12 protein-coding genes and 1 pseudogene are annotated in these 16,192 nt (G+C 73.4%); 5 read left to right on the forward strand and 8 right to left on the reverse strand.

What is annotated here, in order from left to right:
* The 4 genes from ACZ4UV_RS38310 to ACZ4UV_RS38325 are packed head-to-tail and all read left to right on the forward strand — an operon-like array spanning window position 1 to window position 4,806.
* Window positions 1-1,215: an LLM class flavin-dependent oxidoreductase gene (locus ACZ4UV_RS38310; RefSeq protein WP_467844434.1), complete on the forward strand. Its 1,215-nt coding sequence runs from the start codon at window positions 1-3 to the stop codon at window positions 1,213-1,215.
* Window positions 1,216-1,236: 21 nt separating this feature from the next.
* Window positions 1,237-2,610 (forward strand): NtaA/DmoA family FMN-dependent monooxygenase, encoded by a 1,374-nt coding sequence (locus tag ACZ4UV_RS38315; protein WP_451017343.1) that lies wholly within the window; start codon window positions 1,237-1,239, stop codon window positions 2,608-2,610.
* Window positions 2,607-3,689, forward strand: coding sequence for an LLM class flavin-dependent oxidoreductase (locus tag ACZ4UV_RS38320; protein WP_390041241.1), 1,083 nt, complete (start codon window positions 2,607-2,609; stop codon window positions 3,687-3,689). The genes ACZ4UV_RS38315 and ACZ4UV_RS38320 overlap by 4 nt, the downstream gene beginning before the upstream one ends.
* Window positions 3,682-4,806, forward strand: a complete 1,125-nt coding sequence (locus ACZ4UV_RS38325) for an LLM class flavin-dependent oxidoreductase (RefSeq protein ID WP_451017342.1) — start codon at window positions 3,682-3,684, stop codon at window positions 4,804-4,806. The genes ACZ4UV_RS38320 and ACZ4UV_RS38325 overlap by 8 nt, the downstream gene beginning before the upstream one ends.
* 3 nt (window positions 4,807-4,809) lie before the next feature.
* On the opposite strand, the gene ACZ4UV_RS38330 is transcribed toward ACZ4UV_RS38325, so the two are convergent.
* The 6 genes from ACZ4UV_RS38330 to absR1 form a co-directional block, all read right to left on the reverse strand.
* Window positions 4,810-5,880 carry a phosphotransferase enzyme family protein gene (locus tag ACZ4UV_RS38330; protein ID WP_390041245.1) on the reverse strand — a complete coding sequence of 357 codons (1,071 nt, stop codon included), beginning with the start codon at window positions 5,878-5,880 and terminating at the stop codon, window positions 4,810-4,812.
* Window positions 5,877-6,638 carry an ABC transporter ATP-binding protein gene (locus tag ACZ4UV_RS38335; RefSeq protein ID WP_451017340.1) on the reverse strand — a complete coding sequence of 254 codons (762 nt, stop codon included), beginning with the start codon at window positions 6,636-6,638 and terminating at the stop codon, window positions 5,877-5,879. The genes ACZ4UV_RS38330 and ACZ4UV_RS38335 overlap by 4 nt, the downstream gene beginning before the upstream one ends.
* Entirely contained in the window at window positions 6,635-7,396 is a 762-nt protein-coding gene (locus ACZ4UV_RS38340) for an ABC transporter permease (protein ID WP_451017339.1), read from the reverse strand. The genes ACZ4UV_RS38335 and ACZ4UV_RS38340 overlap by 4 nt, the downstream gene beginning before the upstream one ends.
* Window positions 7,393-8,430 (reverse strand): ABC transporter substrate-binding protein, encoded by a 1,038-nt coding sequence (locus tag ACZ4UV_RS38345; protein WP_451017338.1) that lies wholly within the window; start codon window positions 8,428-8,430, stop codon window positions 7,393-7,395. The genes ACZ4UV_RS38340 and ACZ4UV_RS38345 overlap by 4 nt, the downstream gene beginning before the upstream one ends.
* Before the next feature lie 117 nt (window positions 8,431-8,547).
* Window positions 8,548-9,468 carry an ABC transporter substrate-binding protein gene (locus ACZ4UV_RS38350; protein ID WP_390041252.1) on the reverse strand — a complete coding sequence of 307 codons (921 nt, stop codon included), beginning with the start codon at window positions 9,466-9,468 and terminating at the stop codon, window positions 8,548-8,550.
* A 605-nt stretch (window positions 9,469-10,073) separates the two neighbouring features.
* Window positions 10,074-11,153 (reverse strand): beta-glucuronidase AbsR1, encoded by a 1,080-nt coding sequence (absR1, locus tag ACZ4UV_RS38355; RefSeq protein ID WP_467844442.1) that lies wholly within the window; start codon window positions 11,151-11,153, stop codon window positions 10,074-10,076.
* A gap of 94 nt (window positions 11,154-11,247) precedes the next feature.
* Here absR1 and ACZ4UV_RS38360 point away from each other — a divergent pair, with 94 nt between their 5' ends.
* Window positions 11,248-12,984 carry a LuxR family transcriptional regulator AbsR2 gene (locus ACZ4UV_RS38360; protein WP_467844445.1) on the forward strand — a complete coding sequence of 579 codons (1,737 nt, stop codon included), beginning with the start codon at window positions 11,248-11,250 and terminating at the stop codon, window positions 12,982-12,984.
* Here ACZ4UV_RS38360 and ACZ4UV_RS38365 read toward each other — a convergent pair.
* A pseudogene (locus ACZ4UV_RS38365) lies at window positions 12,981-13,388 on the reverse strand (MFS transporter); the annotation flags it as partial. The gene ACZ4UV_RS38360 and the pseudogene ACZ4UV_RS38365 sit on opposite strands and share 4 nt — an antisense overlap.
* Window positions 13,389-13,479: 91 nt before the next feature.
* The gene (locus ACZ4UV_RS38370; protein WP_390041258.1) at window positions 13,480-16,044 is read right to left on the reverse strand and encodes a CHAT domain-containing protein; all 2,565 of its coding nucleotides are present in this window, start codon (window positions 16,042-16,044) and stop codon (window positions 13,480-13,482) included.
* Between the last annotated feature and the right edge of the window lie 148 nt (window positions 16,045-16,192).

A 16,192-nucleotide genomic window follows, 5' to 3' on the forward strand; every position in this document is an offset into this window, starting at 1 on the left:
GTGTCCTCATCTCCCGCTTCCCACCTGCACCTCGCCGTCGCCCTGGACGGCACCGGCTGGCACCCGGCGTCCTGGCGCGAGCCGGTCGCCCGCCCCCGCGACCTGTTCACCGCCGGCTACTGGGCCGACCTCGTCGCCGAGGCCGAGCGCGGTCTGATCGACTTCGTCACCTTCGAGGACGGCCTCGGCCTGCAGTCCTCGCACTACGGCGAGCTCGACGGCCGCACCGACCAGGTCCGCGGCCGCCTCGACGCCGTCCTGATCGCGTCCCGGATCGCGCCCCTGTCCAGCCACATCGGCCTGGTGCCGACGGTGATCGCCACCCACACCGAGCCGTTCCACATCTCCAAGGCGATCGCCACGCTCGACTACGTCAGCACCGGCCGCGCCGGACTGCGGGTGCAGATCTCCGCCCGCCCGTACGAGGCGGACCACTTCGGCCGCCGTACCTTCCCGCCGATCGACCTCGCGCAACTGCGGTCACCGGCCGGGCAGCAGCGGCTCACCGAGCACTTCGACGAGGCCGCCGACCACGTCGAGGTCGTCCGCAGGCTCTGGGACAGCTGGGAGGACGACGCCGAGATCCGGGACGCCGCCACCGGCCGCTTCATCGACCGGGACAGGCTGCACTACATCGACTTCGAGGGCCGGCACTTCAGCGTGAAGGGCCCCTCCATCACCCCGCGCCCGCCGCAGGGCCAGCCGCTCGTCACCGCCCTCGGCCACCAGACCGTCCCGTACCGGCTGATCGCCCGCCAGGCCGACGTCGGTTATGTCACCCCCCGGGACAGCGAGGACGCCCGCGCCATCGTCGCCGAGATCCGCGCCGAGCAGGAGGCCGCCGGCCGGGCCGCCGACACCGTGCACGTCTTCGGCGACCTCGTGGTCTTCCTCGACGACGACCAGGCAGCGGCCGAGGCCCGCAAGGACCGCCTCGACAGCCTCGACGGCGGCGCGCTGACCAGCGACGCCCGGATCTTCACCGGAACGGCCGCCGAACTCGCCCATCTCCTGGAGGAGTTCGCGGCAGAAGGTCTCACCGGCTTCCGGCTGCGGCCCGCCGTGCTCGGCCACGACCTGCCGCGCATCACCGCGGACCTGGTCCCCGAACTCCAGCGCCGGGGCCGCTTCCGTACCGCCTACGAGGCCGACACCCTGCGCGGCCTGCTCGGGCTCGCACGCCCCGCCAACCGCTACGCCGCCGCCACCGCCTGAGCCGGAAGGACCGCACCCGACATGAGCAAGCCGCTGAAGCAGATCCACCTGGCCGCACACTTCCCCGGCGTCAACAACACCACCGTGTGGAGCGACCCGGCCGCCGGCAGCCACATCGAGTTCAGCTCCTTCACGCACTTCGCGAAGACCGCCGAACGCGCCAAGTTCGACTTCCTCTTCCTGGCCGAGGGTCTCCGGCTGCGCGAACAGGGCGGGAAGATATACGACCTGGACGTCGTCGGCCGCCCCGACACCTTCACGGTGCTGGCCGCGCTGGCCGCCGTCACCGAGCACCTCGGGCTGACCGGCACCATCAACTCCACCTTCAACGAGCCCTACGAGGTGGCCCGCCAGTTCGCCAGCCTCGACCACCTCTCCGGCGGCCGGGCCGCCTGGAACGTGGTCACCTCCTGGGACGCCTTCACCGGCGAGAACTTCCGCCGCGGCGGCTTCCTGCCGCAGGACGAGCGCTACTCCCGCGCCGAGGAGTTCCTCGCCACCGCGAACGAGCTCTTCGACTCCTGGCACGGCGACGAGATCCTCGCCGACCAGGCCACCGGCACCTTCCTGAGCGACGCCAGGGCCGGCTCCTTCGTGCACCAGGGCCCGCAGTTCGACATCCACGGCCAGTTCAACGTGCCGCGCTCCCCGCAGGGCCGCCCGGTGGTCTTCCAGGCCGGCGAGTCCGACGAGGGCCGCGAGTTCGCCGCCTCCAGTGCCGACGCGATCTTCAGCCGGTACGCCACCCTCGACGCCGGCCAGGCCTTCTACACCGACGTGAAGTCCCGCCTCGCCAAGTACGGCCGCCGCCCCGAGGACCTGCTGATCCTGCCCGCCGCCAGTTTCGTCCTCGGCGACACCGACGCGGAGGCGGAGGAGATCGCCCACCAGGTGCGGCGCCAGCAGGTCAGCGGCGCGACCGCCCTCAAGCACCTGGAGTTCGTCTGGAACCGGGACCTGTCCTCGTACGACCCGGAGGGCCCGCTGCCCGACGTCGACCCGCTGGTCGGTGAGGAGCACATCTCCCGGGGCCGGGCCCAGGTCCGGATGTACCGCGACCCGGTCGCCATCGCCCGCGAGTGGCGCGAGCTCGCCGAGGCCAACAAGTGGTCCATCCGCGACCTCGTGATCAACACGGGCAACCGGCAGACCTTCGTCGGCTCCCCCGCCACCGTCGCCCGCACCATCAACGACTTCGTGCAGGCCGACGTCTCCGACGGCTTCATCCTGGTCCCGCACATCACCCCCGGCGGCCTCGACACCTTCGCCGACACGGTCGTACCGCTCCTCCAGGAGCAGGGCGTCTTCCGCACCGAGTACGAGGGCACCACCCTGCGCGACCACCTCGGCCTCGCCCACCCCGACGAGCGGCGGGGCGAGCGGGTGGCGTCGTGAGGTTCCTGGCGGTCACCCTGATCGTGCACCGCCCGGATCCGGTCACGGGGAGACGGAAGTCCACCCACGAGCGGTTCCGCGAGGTCCTCGACAACGCCGTGCTCGCCGAGGAGCTGGGCTTCGACGGCTTCGGCGTGGGGGAGCGGCACGAGCGTCCGTTCATCTCCTCCTCGCCGACCGTGGTGCTCAGCCATGTCGCCGCGCTCACCCGGCGCATCCGGCTCTTCACCGCGGTGACCACGCTCAGCCTGCTGGACCCCGTCCGGGCTTACGAGGACTACGCGACCCTCGACCACCTCTCCGAGGGCCGCCTCGACCTGATCATCGGCAAGGGCAACGGCTCCGCCCAGCGCGAGCTGTTCCATGTCACGCCCGAGGACCAGTGGGACCGCAACGCCGAGAGCTACGAGGTGTTCCGGCAGTTGTGGCGGCAGGACAAGGTCACCGCGAAGACCCGGTTCCGGCCGGAGCTGACGGACGCCGAGGTCTGGCCGCGCCCCTACCAGCGGCCGGTCCGGGTCTGGCACGGCAGCGCCACCAGCAAGGAGTCCGTCGACCTCGCGGCCCGCTACGGCGACCCGCTGTTCTCCGCGAACGTCACCAATCCCATAGAGCCGTATGCCGAGTTGATCCGGTACTACCGGGAACGCTGGGCGCACTACGGCCACGACCCGGCGGCCATCGCCGTCGGCGCCGGTACGGCGGGCCTGCTGGTGGCGCCCACCACCCAGCAGGCGCTGGCCGCCTACCGCCCGGTGTTCGAGGCGAACCTGGCCTTCTTCCGCCGGGCCGGACTGCCGGTCGTCTTCGAGACCCTGGAGGACTTCGTCGAACGCAGCTCGGCGCTGATCGGCAGTCCCGAGCAGGTCATCGAGAAAGTGCACCGCTACCACGAGCAGTTCGGGCACACCGTCCTGCATCTCCACGCCGACGCGGGCGGGTTGACGGACACCCAGCACCGCGACTCGCTGGAGCTGTTCCAGTCGGCGGTGGCCCCGGTCCTGCGCAAGGACATCCCCGACCCGCCCTTCCCGTGGGCACCCGTACACCCGGCCGCCGAGGAGCCCGCACATGTCTGACATCCCCCTCGGCGTCCTCGACCTGGTGCCGATCCCGAGCGGCGCCACCGCCGCCGACGCCCTGCGCAACTCCGTCGAACTCGCCCGGCGCACCGAGGAGTTCGGCTACGCCCGCTACTGGTTCGCCGAGCACCACCTCAACCCCGGGGTGGCCGGCACGTCCCCCGCGGTGGTCCTGGCACTGACCGCCGCCGCGACCTCCACGATCCGGCTCGGCTCCGGCGCCGTACAGCTCGGCCACCGCACGGCGCTGTCCACCGTCGAGGAGTTCGGCCTCCTCGACGCCGTGTACCCGGGCCGCCTCGACCTGGGCCTGGGCCGCTCCGGCGGCCGCCCGCCCGCGGAGAAGGCGGCCGAGCCGACGGTGACCCCTGTGGTCGACGGCCGCGCCCCCAACGGTCTGGTCGTCCCGCCTCGCTTCGACTTCGCCCGGCTCATCGGCTCCCCGCGGTTCGCTCTCCACCGCAAGCTGCTCCTGCTGCCGAACGCCGAGTCCCAGGACTACACCGAACAGATCGACGACATCCTCGCCCTGCTGGCCGGGACCTACCGCACCGAGGACGGCGTCGAGGCCCACATCGTTCCCGGTGAGGGGGCCGAGGTCGAGGTGTGGATCCTGGGCAGCAGCGGCGGCGAGAGCGCCCGGGTCGCGGGCGAGCGGGGCCTGCGTTTCGCCGCCAACTACCACGTCAGCCCGGCCACCGTCCTGGAGGCGGTGGACGGCTATCGGGCGCACTTCCAGCCCTCGGACGTCCTCGACAAGCCGTACGTCAGCGTCTCCGCCGACGTCGTGGTCGCGGAGGACGACGCCACCGCCCGCGAACGCGCCACCGGCTACGGCCCCTGGGTCCGCAGCATCCGCACCGCCGAGGGCGCCATTCCCTTCCCCACCCCCGAGGAGGCCCGGGCCCACGTCTGGACCGACGAGGACCGCCGGCTGGTCCGGGACCGCCTCGACACCCAGTTCGTGGGCAGCCCGCAGCACGTCGCCGACCGCCTGGAACAGCTCCAGGAGGCCACCGGCGCCGACGAACTGCTCATCACCACCATCACCCACGACCAGGCCGACCGGGTCCGCTCCTACGAACTCCTCGCGGATGAATGGCGCCGACGCTGAGGCTCACACCTGCGCGGCCACCAGCTCCAGCAGCCGGTGGCCCGCCGCTCCCGAGAACCACTCGGCATGGCCGACGTAGTACTCGTACGCCAGCCGGGCGTTCGCCGGGGACCGGGTGACGCCGTGGAAGTAGTCCAGCTCGGACAGCGCGAACTCGGCGTGGACCAGGGGGAGAAGGGCGGGCAGGGCCGCTGACTCGGCGGCGGTGAGCGGGCGTGTCGACAGGTATCCCCGGAGCAGTTCGACCGCGTGCTTCTCCTGGACCGGGCGGTCGGGGTCCAGCCACTGCACGGTGTTGCGTTCCAGGGCCGTGGCGAGGTCGTGCACTGCGGTGGTGCGGTCGCTCATGCCGAAGTCCAGGACCGTGGCGACCTCGCCGTCCTCGTCCCAGAGGAGGTTCGAGGCGTGCCAGTCGTTGTGGGTCCACAGCGGTGCGAGCGCCGGCAGGTGCGGGGCCAGGCGGTCGTGGAGCGGGAGCAGCACGCGGTGGGTGTCCTCGTGCCAGGGGTGGTCCGCCAGCGCCTCCTCCAGCCGCGGCCGCTCGGACACGTACGAGGTCAGCGCAGCCCACGGGTCCGGCGCCGCGAACACCGTGAACGAGGCGACCAGCGGCTGTACCGAGCGGCGCGGTGCGGCGAAGCCCTCCGCCGCCAGGTGCAGCCGGGCCAGCGCCTCGCCCGCCGCCCGGGCGTGGGCCGTACCGAGGAACGGCGACCAGGACAGCGCGTCCCGGTACAGGTCGGTGCCAGTCCCGGCCGAGTGGACCTCGTACGTCCACTCGCCCCGCTCCACCAGGTCCAGGACCTCCACCACCGGCGCCCCGCGCTCCCGCAGATGGCGCAGGAAGGCGTGCTCCTCCGCCAGCCCCTCCCGGGTCCGCACGGTGGCATGGTGCCGTTTCACGAACAGCCGCCGCCCGTCCCGTTCCACCACGGCCGCCGCCGACAGCGGGCGCGGGCTGCGCCACACCACCCGGGCCGGACCGGTCACGGCCGTGACCTCGGCATCGGTCAGCGGCGGCCAGTCCGGCTCGACCGGTTCGGTGCCCAGACCATGGGCGAGATGCGCACTCACGGCGTCGTCACCGCCGTCGTCCCGCGCAGGGAGTCGAGGATCCGGCGTTCCGTCGCCGCGAACCCCGGTGCCGTGAAGTCGTCGGCGCCGCGCGGCCGGGGCAGCGGGACCTCGACCCGGTCCACCACCGTGGCCGGGCGCGGGGACAGGACGTGCACGGTGTCGGCGAGCAGGACCGCCTCCCGGATGTCGTGGGTGACCAGGACGACCGTCCAGCGGTGCCGCTGCCACATGCCGGCCAGCCACAGCTGCATCTCCGTGCGGGTCAGCGAGTCCAGCGCGCCGAACGGCTCGTCGAGGAGCAGCACCGGCCGCTCCAGGACCACCGTCCGCAGCAGCGCGGCCCGCTGCCGCATACCTCCGCTGAGCTGCGAGGGATACGCTTTCTGGAAGCCGTCCAGGCCGAAGTCTGCGAACAGCGCGTCGGCCCGCGCCCGCGCCTCCTTCTTCCGCACCCCCTGCGCCTCCAGGCCCAGCGCGGTGTTGTCGAGGACCGTCCGCCAGGGGAACAACAGGTCCTTCTGCGGCATGTAGGCGACCTTGCCGGAGGCCACCCCGGCCGGCTCGCCCTCCACCAGCACCCGTCCGGAGGTCGGCCGGTCGAGCCCGGACACCAGGTTGAACAGGGTGCTCTTGCCGCTGCCGCTCGGGCCGATGACGGCGGCGAACTCACCTGGCTGCACGCTCAGATCGAGGTCCCGCAGGACCTCCAGCGAACCGAAGGACTTGCCCACGCCCGCGATGCGCAGACTGCTCATTTCCCGGCCTTCCGTTCCCAGGGCAGCACCAGCCGCTGCAACAGGTAGGTGGCCCCGAACAGCGCGATGCTGAGTGCGGCCGTCACCGCGACCGCGGCGAACACCAAGTCCGTGCGGAACGCGCTCTTCTGGGCCTGCATGTAGATCCCGAGCCCGGACTCGGCGCCCGCGTACTCCGCGAACACCGCCCCGACCACGGCGTAGGTGATGCTCACCCGCAGCCCGGCGAAGAAGTACGGCATCGCGCTCGGCACCCGCACCAGCCGGAACGCCCGCCACCGCCCGGCGCCCAGCGAGCGCAGCAGCCGCATGGCCTCCCGGTCGGTCGCCGCGAACCCGGCGGCGAGATTGGCGGCCAGCGGGAAGAACGTCGTCAGCGTCACCACCAGCATCTTGGGCAGCAGCCCGAAGCCGAACCAGATGATCAGCAGGGGCGCCACGGCGACGATCGGGATCGTCTGGGATGCGACCAGCAGCGGGTACAGACCCCGGCGGGCGGCGGCGGAGAAGTCCAGCACCACCGCCACCAGCCAGGCCGCCGCGAACGACAGCGCGAAGCCGAGCAGCGTCTCCTGGAGGGTGGGCAGGGTCTGCTCCCACAGGTCCTGGCGGTTCGCCCAGCCCTGCTCCACCACCCGGGCGGGGGAGGGCAGCGTGGTCGGGTCGACCCCGGCCGCCGTCACGTACAGCTGCCAGCCGCCGACCACCACGGCGAGCACCAGCAGGGGCGGCCACAACGACCGCAGTACGGGCCTCACTTGGCGTCCGGGAGGTAGCCGTTGGTGAAGAACGACGAGGTGTCCGGCGCCTCGGTGAGCTTCTTGCCGTTCGCGTCGACGAGAAGGCCTGCGTCGTACTCGAAGTCGGCGAAGGCCTTCCAGCGCGCCGCGCTCTGGGTGCCGATCGTGCCGTCGGCGCCCCGGTAGTACTCCTTGGCCAGCAGCTCCGAACTCTCCTTCACCAGCTTTGTGTTGGTGAGCACGCTCTTGTTGTCGGCGATGAGCAGGTCGGCGGCCCGGTCGGGGTTCTCGGCCGCGTAGCGGTACCCCTTGTCGACGGCCGCGAGAAACTTCTTCGCCACCGCCGGGTTCTTCTTCAGGAACTGGTCGGAGGACGCGATCAGCGTGGAGTAGATCGCCGGGAAGCCGTAGTCGGAGAGCTGGAAGTCCTTCAGCGGCTTCCCGCTGAGCTTCGCCTCCAGACCCTCCCAGGTCGGCATCGGCATCGCGAAGTCCGCCTTGCCGGCGTACAGCGCCGCGTAGGCCGAGGTGTTGAGGGTGACCTGCCTGAAGTCGCCCGTGCCGCCCGCGTTCTTGATCACCTTCTGCAGCAGGGGCTTCTCGTAGGGGGCGCCGAACCCGGCGTACGTCTTGCCGTCGAGGTCCTTGGGCGAGGTGATGTCGGTGCGGTCGGCGCGCACCGAGACGGTCACGTCCGTCTTCTGCGTGACGGCGTAGACGGAGGTGATGTCCTGGCCGGCGGCGCGGGCCGTGGTGACCCCCTCCTGGTAGGAGATGCCGAAGTCGGCCTTGTGGCTCGCGATCAGGGTCTCGGGCGCGGTCGAGCCGTAGGGGACGATCTTCAGGTCGATCCCGGCGTCCTTGAACCAGCCCTTGGCCCGGGCGACGTAGATGCCGGTGTGGTTGGTGTTGGGGGTCCAGTCCAGGGCCAGGGTGACAGTGGTGGTGCCGTCCTCGGCGGCGGCCGTGGAGTCGGCGTCGGCGGAGCAGGCGGTGGTGGCGGCGAGGAACGTCAGGGCGGCGAGGGCCGGCGGCGCGGTGCGGCGGAGCATGGTGGAGGGTCCTTCGTACGGGGGAGGGGAGTCGGGCGGCGGTGCGGGGCGGTCAGGCCCGACACAGCGCGCTGTCCACCCGCTTGAAGTCGACGGCGAGCCGCCGGGTGAGCAGGGTCATGCGGTCACGTCCAGCAGGCTGTTGGTGAAGGACCGGTGCCAGTCGTGGTCGTGCGCGATGGCGCCGTGCTCGGCGAGCCAGTGCGCGTAGGGGCCCATCCGGCCCTCGTCGATCACGCCCCAACGGCCCTGCGGGTCCGTCCACGTCGGTGCGACCAGGGCGAGGGAACGGGCGATGAGCCGACGCGGGAAGTACGGGATGACCCGCTCCAGCATCTCCAGCGTGGCATCGGGGCGCCGGGCGGCGGTGGCGTATCCGCGGGCCGTCACGGTCAGGAAGTCCCTTACCAGTGAGGGCTGTTCGTCGAGCAGTCGCTCGCTCGTGCCCAGCAGGTAGCTGTGGTAGCGGGGCGCGCCTATCTCGTCGACCGGCCAGGTCAGCCGGCTGTGCTCGGGCAGGTCGCCGCGCAGCGCGTCCCAGGACCAGTAGTTGCCGAAGGTCGCGTCCGCCTCGCCGGCCTCGATGTCGTCCACGGTCAGCTCACGGGTCCCCGCGTCGACGGTGATCACCGCGTCCGGGTCGCCGCCGTCCGCTGCGACCAGATGGCGGACCATGGCCCGCCCGCGCGGGGTCGGGTTGTAGGCGAGGCGGCGGCCCGCCAGGTCGCGGGGCCGGGTGATACCGGTCGAGGTCGTGGTCTGGATCGCCTCCAGCCCACGGTGGTTGACCGCGGCGACGGCCACCAGCGGCTGGCCGAGGGCCGCCCGGCGGGCGAGCAGCCGGTTCGGCGGGAAGATCCCGAAGTCCACCTCGCCCCGGGCCAGGTACTCCAGCGTGTCCCCGCGCCCCGGGTCCTGCACCACCAGCTCGACGTCCAGGCCCGCCGCCCCGTACCAGCGGTGGGCACGGGCGACGTACAGACCGGCGGAATTCGGCCATGGATGGAAATAGTCGAGCATGACCCGGATGTGCGGCATGGAGGTACTCCGAAGGCGGCGCGCGGGGGCGCGCGGAGGTGAGCGGGGGTGACGGAGGTGGCGGTCAGCGGGACCGGCGACAACACGCGCGACAACAACAGGAGCGGGCGGCGTGGCGGAACACCGGGGGCCGCGGCTCGACTGCTGTGGACACGTGAACTCCTACGCGGGGCGCATGGCGCTGCTGGTGCGGTCGGCGTCCCCATGGGGACCGTGCCCGCCATCGCGGCACACGGATCCCAGACGCCCTCTCAGCCCGGTCGGGGAGGGGCTCCCGCGTAGATGGCCGAAACCATAACCGCAGCGGACGGATCCTGTGCAAGCGGGGTCCGGAATATGGGATGCCGGTGACCGGCGTGTGAGATCCACAGCGGCTTGGGGGTGAGGGGGAGGGGGCCTTGTGTGCTGCCGGCTGCGGGTGCGTGGTGGCTGGTCGCGCAGTTCCTCCCCCAGCCTTCGGCCGGGGGTACCCCCAGCGCCCCTCGCAGGGTGTCCGCAGCCTTTCCGGCGTGGCCGCGGCACGTATCCCTCCCCCGAAGGTTACGTGCCGCGACCGCTTCCCCGGCGCCGGACAGTGGTCCGACCTCCGCGTCGCGGCCGTGCTGTCACCAGCACATGACCGCTGTCTCCCCCGACCCCCACGTGGAATGGAGACGGACGCGGACGGCATAGCGGCGGCCCTTGACGAGCCTGACCCTGATCCTGGTGTTGTGCGGGGTGCCTCCGTCGTCGTGGCCGGCGAGGTAGCGCGGTTCCCCGTCGCGCTCCTCGAAGACCACGACGACGGAGTCGCTCTCCCCGAAGGTGCCCACGCTGTAGACGCGGGTCTCCGGCGGCTCGACGGCGAAGTCGGCCTGTGCGCCCGGCCCCAGGCTGAGCGGCGCCGAGCGGAACGGCACCAGCACGGACGGCGGCTCGGCGGGCGGGTACCAGCGGAGCACGAACTCCTTGTCGGCCGGGGACAGCGACCCCGGCGGGTACAGGCCGTTGTGGTACTGCTCCGGCTCCAGGACCAGCCCCGGGCCGAAGGGGAACTGCATCACGGACTGCGGGTCCCACACCGAACCGTTGGCCTCGGCCGGATCCAGCGTGCGCAGGATGTTGAAGTGGGTCCGGTCCCGGTTCCAGTGGTTCGGCGGTCCCGCGAGGCCGGCGTAGACCGCCTCGTCGTCCCAGTGGACGCCCGCGAACGGGCTCTGGTGCTCGTGCCGCATCCCGAGCGCGTGCCCGATCTCGTGCAGCGCCGTCCAGCGCCCGTCGGAACCGGTCAGGTCCCAGCCCAGGTTCATGGTGCGCTCACCCGCGCCCACCGAGAGCGCGTCCCGGCCCACCGCCGACCAGGACCCGTCCCCCAGCTGGAAGCCGATCCGCAGCTCCGCCTCGCACCGGTCGAAGACCTCGGCGAACGTCACCCCGATGCCGAGGTCCTGCCACTCCCGGAAGCACTCGCGCACCACGTCCCGCTGCCCCTCGGCACCGGTCCACGGCACCCGGCGCATCTCCCCGGTCCCCGGGACCGGGATCACCGAGGCGTCCGTGTCGGCGTCGAAGAAGTAGTAGTGCAGAGCCGTGCCGTTGACCCACATCCGCCGCCCGCCGACGAGCGCGCCGAGCCGCTCGGCGGCCAGTCCCGGCGCGAACGCCGGGGCCGACTGCTGCGGAAGCGAGCAGTAGCGTCGGGTCATGCGCCCAGACTGCCGTTCGACCCTGCCGCACGCCTGAGTCGGAAGCTACTCAAGTCCCCCTGTATCAGAGCTGAGTAACGCGACTCATACTCACGTGACGACCTACGAACAGGATGCGCGAACCCTCGAACTGCCCTGGCCGTTCACCGGCCGGGAGGACGAACTGGAGCTGGTCAGGCGGTCGTCGGTGGCCGGTCGGCAGGGCGTCGTGGTGACCGGCCCGGCCGGCATCGGCAAGACCCGGCTGATCACCGAGGCCGTCCGGGGCACCGACTGCGTCCGGGTCACCGGCACCCCCGAGACCAGCGCCCTCCCGTTCGCGGCGTTCGCGCACCTGCTCTCCGACCGCGTCTCCCTGCCCGGCGCGGTCCGGCACCTGTCCGGGGTACGGCTCCTGGTCGTCGACGACGCCCACCTCCTCGACGAGGCCTCGGCCGCCCTCGTCCACCAGCTCGCCGTGCACGGCCGCCCCCGGCTCGTGGTGGCCGCCACCGGCACGGCACCCGTCCCCGGCGCGGTCTCCCGGCTGTGGACCGGAGAACTCCTCACCCACCTCGCCCTGGAACCGCTGCCGTACGACGAGACCGCCGCGCTGCTCGCCGGCGGCGGCCTGGAACCGCTCACCGTGCGCCGGCTGCACCGGGTGTGCCAGGGCGACCTGCGGCTGCTGCGCGACCTGCTCGGCGCGCTGCGCGAGTCCGGCCCGCTGACCAGGGTCCCGGACACCGGCGAGTGGGCCTGGCGCGGTCCGCTGCCCCTCACCGCGACCGTACGGGACCGGATCGCCCCCCTGCTGGACCGTCAGGGTCAGGAAGAGAGCGACACCCTCGAACGCCTCGCCTTCGCCGAGCCGTTGCCGCTCCACCTCCACGACGCCCTCGACCTGGCCGCTCTCGAACGGCTGGAGACCGACGGCCTCGTCCACGTCGACGACCGGGGCGCCGTCCGCCTCGCCCACCCCCTGCACGGCCCCGCGCTGCGCGCCTCGGCCGGCCGCCTGCGGGCCCGGCGACTGGCCCGCACCCCCGACCGGTGCGAGGCCGCCCTGAAGGACGAACAGGAACAACTGGAGGACCGCATCGAGCAGTTGGACGTACGGGAGGTGCCGGCCCGGGTGGGGGAGTGGCTGGCGGCGGGAGACCTGCCCGTACCGGCCGGGTACGCGGCCGTGCGTGCCCGGTACTCGTGGCTTCGGGGGGAGCTGCGAGAGGCGGCGGCGTGGGCGAGGGAGGGACTGCGGGCGGCGCCGGGCGACGCCTCCTGCCGTACCGAACTCGCCCGTGCCGCCGCCGAGTGGGGGGAGGCGGCCGTAGTGCGCGGGGACGGGGGTCTCGCGCACTACGGCGCCGTACGGCTCGGGGAACCCGAGGGCGCCGCGGGCGTCGTGGGACGGCTGGACGGGGTGCTCGCACAGCACGCGGAGGCGCTCGCCCGCGGCGACGGGCCCGCCCTGGACCGGGCGGCCGAGGCGCTGGCGGCGCGCGGCCTGCTGCTGTTCGCGGCCGAGGCCCACGCCCAGGCGGTCCGCGCCCACCGCGACCCGCGCGCCGCCCGGATGTCCCGCACCCGCGCGGTCGCCCTCGCCCGCCGCTGTCAGGGCGCCCGCACCCGGGCCCTGTCCGGCCTCGTCCTCGGCGAACTCACCGCCCGCCAGCGCCAGATCGTCACCCTCGCCGCGGCGGGCCTCAGCAACCGCCAGATCGCCGAGCAACTGACCCTGTCCGTCCGGACGGTGGGCAACCACCTCTACAGCGCCTACACCCGCCTCGGCGCCAACGACCGCACGGCACTCCCGTGGCTGGTGGCGCAGCCGGACCGGCGGTCGGCCTAGCAGGCGGGGGTCGAGGAGCCCGCTCGCGCCGGGTGGCAGCGGCCGCTGAGCTGCGTTCCCGGGTCCTTCTCGGCGGCGACGGCGGTGGCGGAGAGGAGTGTCCCAGCGGTGAGGCTGCCTCAGAGGGCGGCCGGGCCCTGGGAGGCGAGAGCGGTGATGACCGCCGCGGAGACGGCGAGGCCGAAGCCCGTGGAGAGCTGGAAGCGGGCGAGGGCGCGTCCCAGGGCATGGGCCGGGGCGAGGGCGGTGACGAGCGCGGTGGCGCTGCCGGCGTAGATGATCTCGCCGAGGGTGCAGACGACGGAGACCGCGGCGACAACCGGGGCACTCCAGCCGCGCCCCAGTGAGGTGGCCGTGAGGAACCCGAGGTAAGAACGACCTGCTGAAGCGTCAGGGCGTCGGCGCGGCACTCGCATCGGTCTCCGGCGCAGTGACCCTGGCACCGTGCTGGCGGCCGTCCTGCGCTGAACGGCCTCGCCGCCCCCCGATCCCCGCTCAGGCCGCCCCGAACGCGGCGAACGCCCACCCCGTCGCCTGGTGGAGCGCGTCGCCCGGCAGCGCGGCCCGGGCGTCGCGCAGCGCCTCCGCCAGCGACAGCCCGGCGCCGAGCCCCTTGTGCAGGGCCAGCATCAGCGGGACCACGGCCGCGTCGTTGACGGGGGCGCTGCTCGCCACCACCCCGGCCGTGCCCAGCGGCAGCAACGCGGTGACCAGGCCCAGGAGTTCGTCCGCGCCGACCGAGGCGAGCCGGGCCGTGTCGCAGCTGGAGAGGATGATCCGGTAGGGGCTGCGGGCGAGGCGCTCGAAGTCGTGCACGATCAGCGGTCCGTCCGCCATCCGCAGCGAGGAGAAGAGCGGGCTGTCCGCGCGGAACGTGCCGTGCGCGGCGATATGGGCGAGCGCGGCGCCGTCCAACTCCTCCAGGACCCGGGGAACCTGGGCCTCGTCGTGCTCCAGGATCCGCGCCGTCGCGTACCGGCCCGCCACTTCGGGTACCTCCGCACCCCCGGTCGCCAGTCCCGGCCCCCGGACCAGCACATGGCGGCCACCCGGCGGCGGCTCGGTCTCCCGGGCCCGCAGCCAGCTCGACGCCGACGGCGACACGCTGAGCACCCGTTCCCGGAAGGCGGGCAGCAGGGCCCAGGGCACCCGGTGCAGCGCGCCCGGCGGCACGACCACCACCGGCCCGGAGCCGAGCTGGTCCGCCGCCGCGCCCAGCAGCAGCTCCTCCAGCCGCTTCCCGGCTGCCTCCACCACCGGCAGCCGCCCCTCCGCACCAGGGTGCGCGAGCCGACGCAGCCCCGCCTGGACGTGCTCCGCCTCCGCGACCGCCTCCGCCAACTGGCCACCCACGAAGCGCCGCACCCGGCCCTGACCGCACAGCAGGATGTGCACCCGGCCGTCCAGGACCGCGAGTTCGACCAGCCGGGCGTCGCCGAGCCGGTCCAGGAGGCGGGCCGGGGCGAAACGGTCGCCGCCGCCGGGGGCGTCACCCCGGGTGTGGTGCGTGCGGGAACGGATCTCCCGTTCCAGGCGCCGCTGTTCACGCTCCAGGGCGGGCACCGGACGGCGTTCGCGGCGGGCCTCCTCCGCGCGGGACGCGATCTCCCGGAACGCGGTCAGTGAGGCGAGCAGGGCAGGGTCCGCGGGCGGCCGGGTCGGCGGGGTGGACAGCACCGTGGCCCGCCAGCGCTCGCTCCACTCCAGGAGCCGGCGCGGGCCACCGTGCGCGAGGCTCGCCTGCTGGGCCAGCGCGGCCAGTTCGGCACCCTGCGCGGTGGCCCGGGCCCGCAGCTCCGAGGCGCCCAGGGTCATCCGGTGGTCGTCCAGGACGTCGAGGCCGCGCCGGCACGCCTCCAGGACACCACGGCGCGAACCGGCCGCCCGGGCCCGCAGCGCCTGTGCGGCCCAGCCGGTCATCCGGGCCAGCGGCGGGCCGACGTGCCTGCTGCGCGCGGCCACCGCCAGGTGCCGCTCCGCGTCCGCCGTCCAGCCCAGCGCCAGCGCGATCCGCCCGGCGAGCAGCGAGGCCTCCGGCGCGGCCGGCGCACCGAAGGAGGCCAGCCGGTCGGCGACCGCCGCCGCGTCCTGTACCAGCCGCCCCGACGCGGCCCCGCCCGCCACCCGTGCCTCGATCAGCACCAGCCGCGCATGCGTCTCCCACCAGCTCCGCCGCTGCCCCGAGAACAGCCGTACGGCCACGGCGGCACGGGCGATCGCGGTCTGCGCGTCCCCGGTCGACAACGCGGACCGGGCGGCGGTCAGCAGCAGTTCGGCCTTGCGGGTGGACTGCCCGCCGATCCGGTCCAGGGTCGCGATCGCCGCGTCCGCCTCGGCCAGCGCCTCCGGGGCCAGCCCGGCCGCCATCAGCACGTCGCAGCGCGCGATGTACAGCATGAACGAGGGCGTGCCCAGCTCGTCGTACCGCTCCTTGGCCTCGGCCAGCAGCCGCAGCGCCGCCGGGATGTCCCCGGACCGGTACGCGGCCAGGCCCCGGTTCTCCACGGCGACCGCCTTGTCGTGCTCCTGGCCCGTCGTCTCCCACAGCAGCTCCGCCGCCGTGAAGTCCGCGTCGGCCCGCTCCACCGCGCCCATCGCCAGATGCACGGTGGCCCGCACGCTCAGCGCCCGCGCGGTCCAGATGACGTCGTCGGCCTGCCGCAGCACCGGTATCGCCCGCCGCAGGTCCTCCAGAGCCTCCCGGTGCCGGCCCAGCACCCAGCCGGCGAACGCCCGCCGGTACAGCACCCGCGCCCGGGTGTGCCCGTTGCCCCGGGCCACCCCGCGGTCCAGCGCGGCCAGTCCCTGCCGGGTGCGCCCCGCGTGCACCAGGGCGACTCCGAGGGTGGCGAGGACGTCCGCCTCCCGATCCGCCGAGTCCGCCCGGGCCGCGAAGTCCCGGGCGCGCCGCAGATGGTCGAGGGCCACGGCCAGGTCCCCGAAGTCCCGCTGCCAGATGCCGATGACCTGGTGCGCGACGGACGCGTCGAGCGGCGGCGGACCGGACCTGAGGACGCTCTCCGCCCGCGCCAGGGCCTCGCCCGGGGCGGCGAACACCATCGGCAGGAGCTCCGTAACCGAATCGCTTCGCGCAGTCACCCCTCGGATGGTAGTGGCCTGGGCATACATGCCCCACAGGTTTGACGCTGTATCAAGCGGAGGCCTGGCGAGTCTGACTGAAGAACGCCGTTTCTGGGGGAGGAGACAG

The sequence above is a fragment of the Streptomyces sp. NPDC028289 genome (assembly GCF_055565975.1).

Coding starts and splice junctions, on each gene's coding strand:
- ACZ4UV_RS38315 (WP_451017343.1), top strand. CDS start 1,237: ATGAGCAAGCCGCTGAAGCAGATCCACCTGGCCGCACACTTCCCCGGC.
- ACZ4UV_RS38325 (WP_451017342.1), top strand. CDS start 3,682: ATGTCTGACATCCCCCTCGGCGTCCTCGACCTGGTGCCGATCCCGAGC.
- ACZ4UV_RS38335 (WP_451017340.1), bottom strand. CDS start 6,638: ATGAGCAGTCTGCGCATCGCGGGCGTGGGCAAGTCCTTCGGTTCGCTG.
- ACZ4UV_RS38345 (WP_451017338.1), bottom strand. CDS start 8,430: ATGCTCCGCCGCACCGCGCCGCCGGCCCTCGCCGCCCTGACGTTCCTC.
- ACZ4UV_RS38350 (WP_390041252.1), bottom strand. CDS start 9,468: ATGCCGCACATCCGGGTCATGCTCGACTATTTCCATCCATGGCCGAAT.
- absR1 (WP_467844442.1), bottom strand. CDS start 11,153: ATGACCCGACGCTACTGCTCGCTTCCGCAGCAGTCGGCCCCGGCGTTC.
- ACZ4UV_RS38370 (WP_390041258.1), bottom strand. CDS start 16,044: ATGGTGTTCGCCGCCCCGGGCGAGGCCCTGGCGCGGGCGGAGAGCGTC.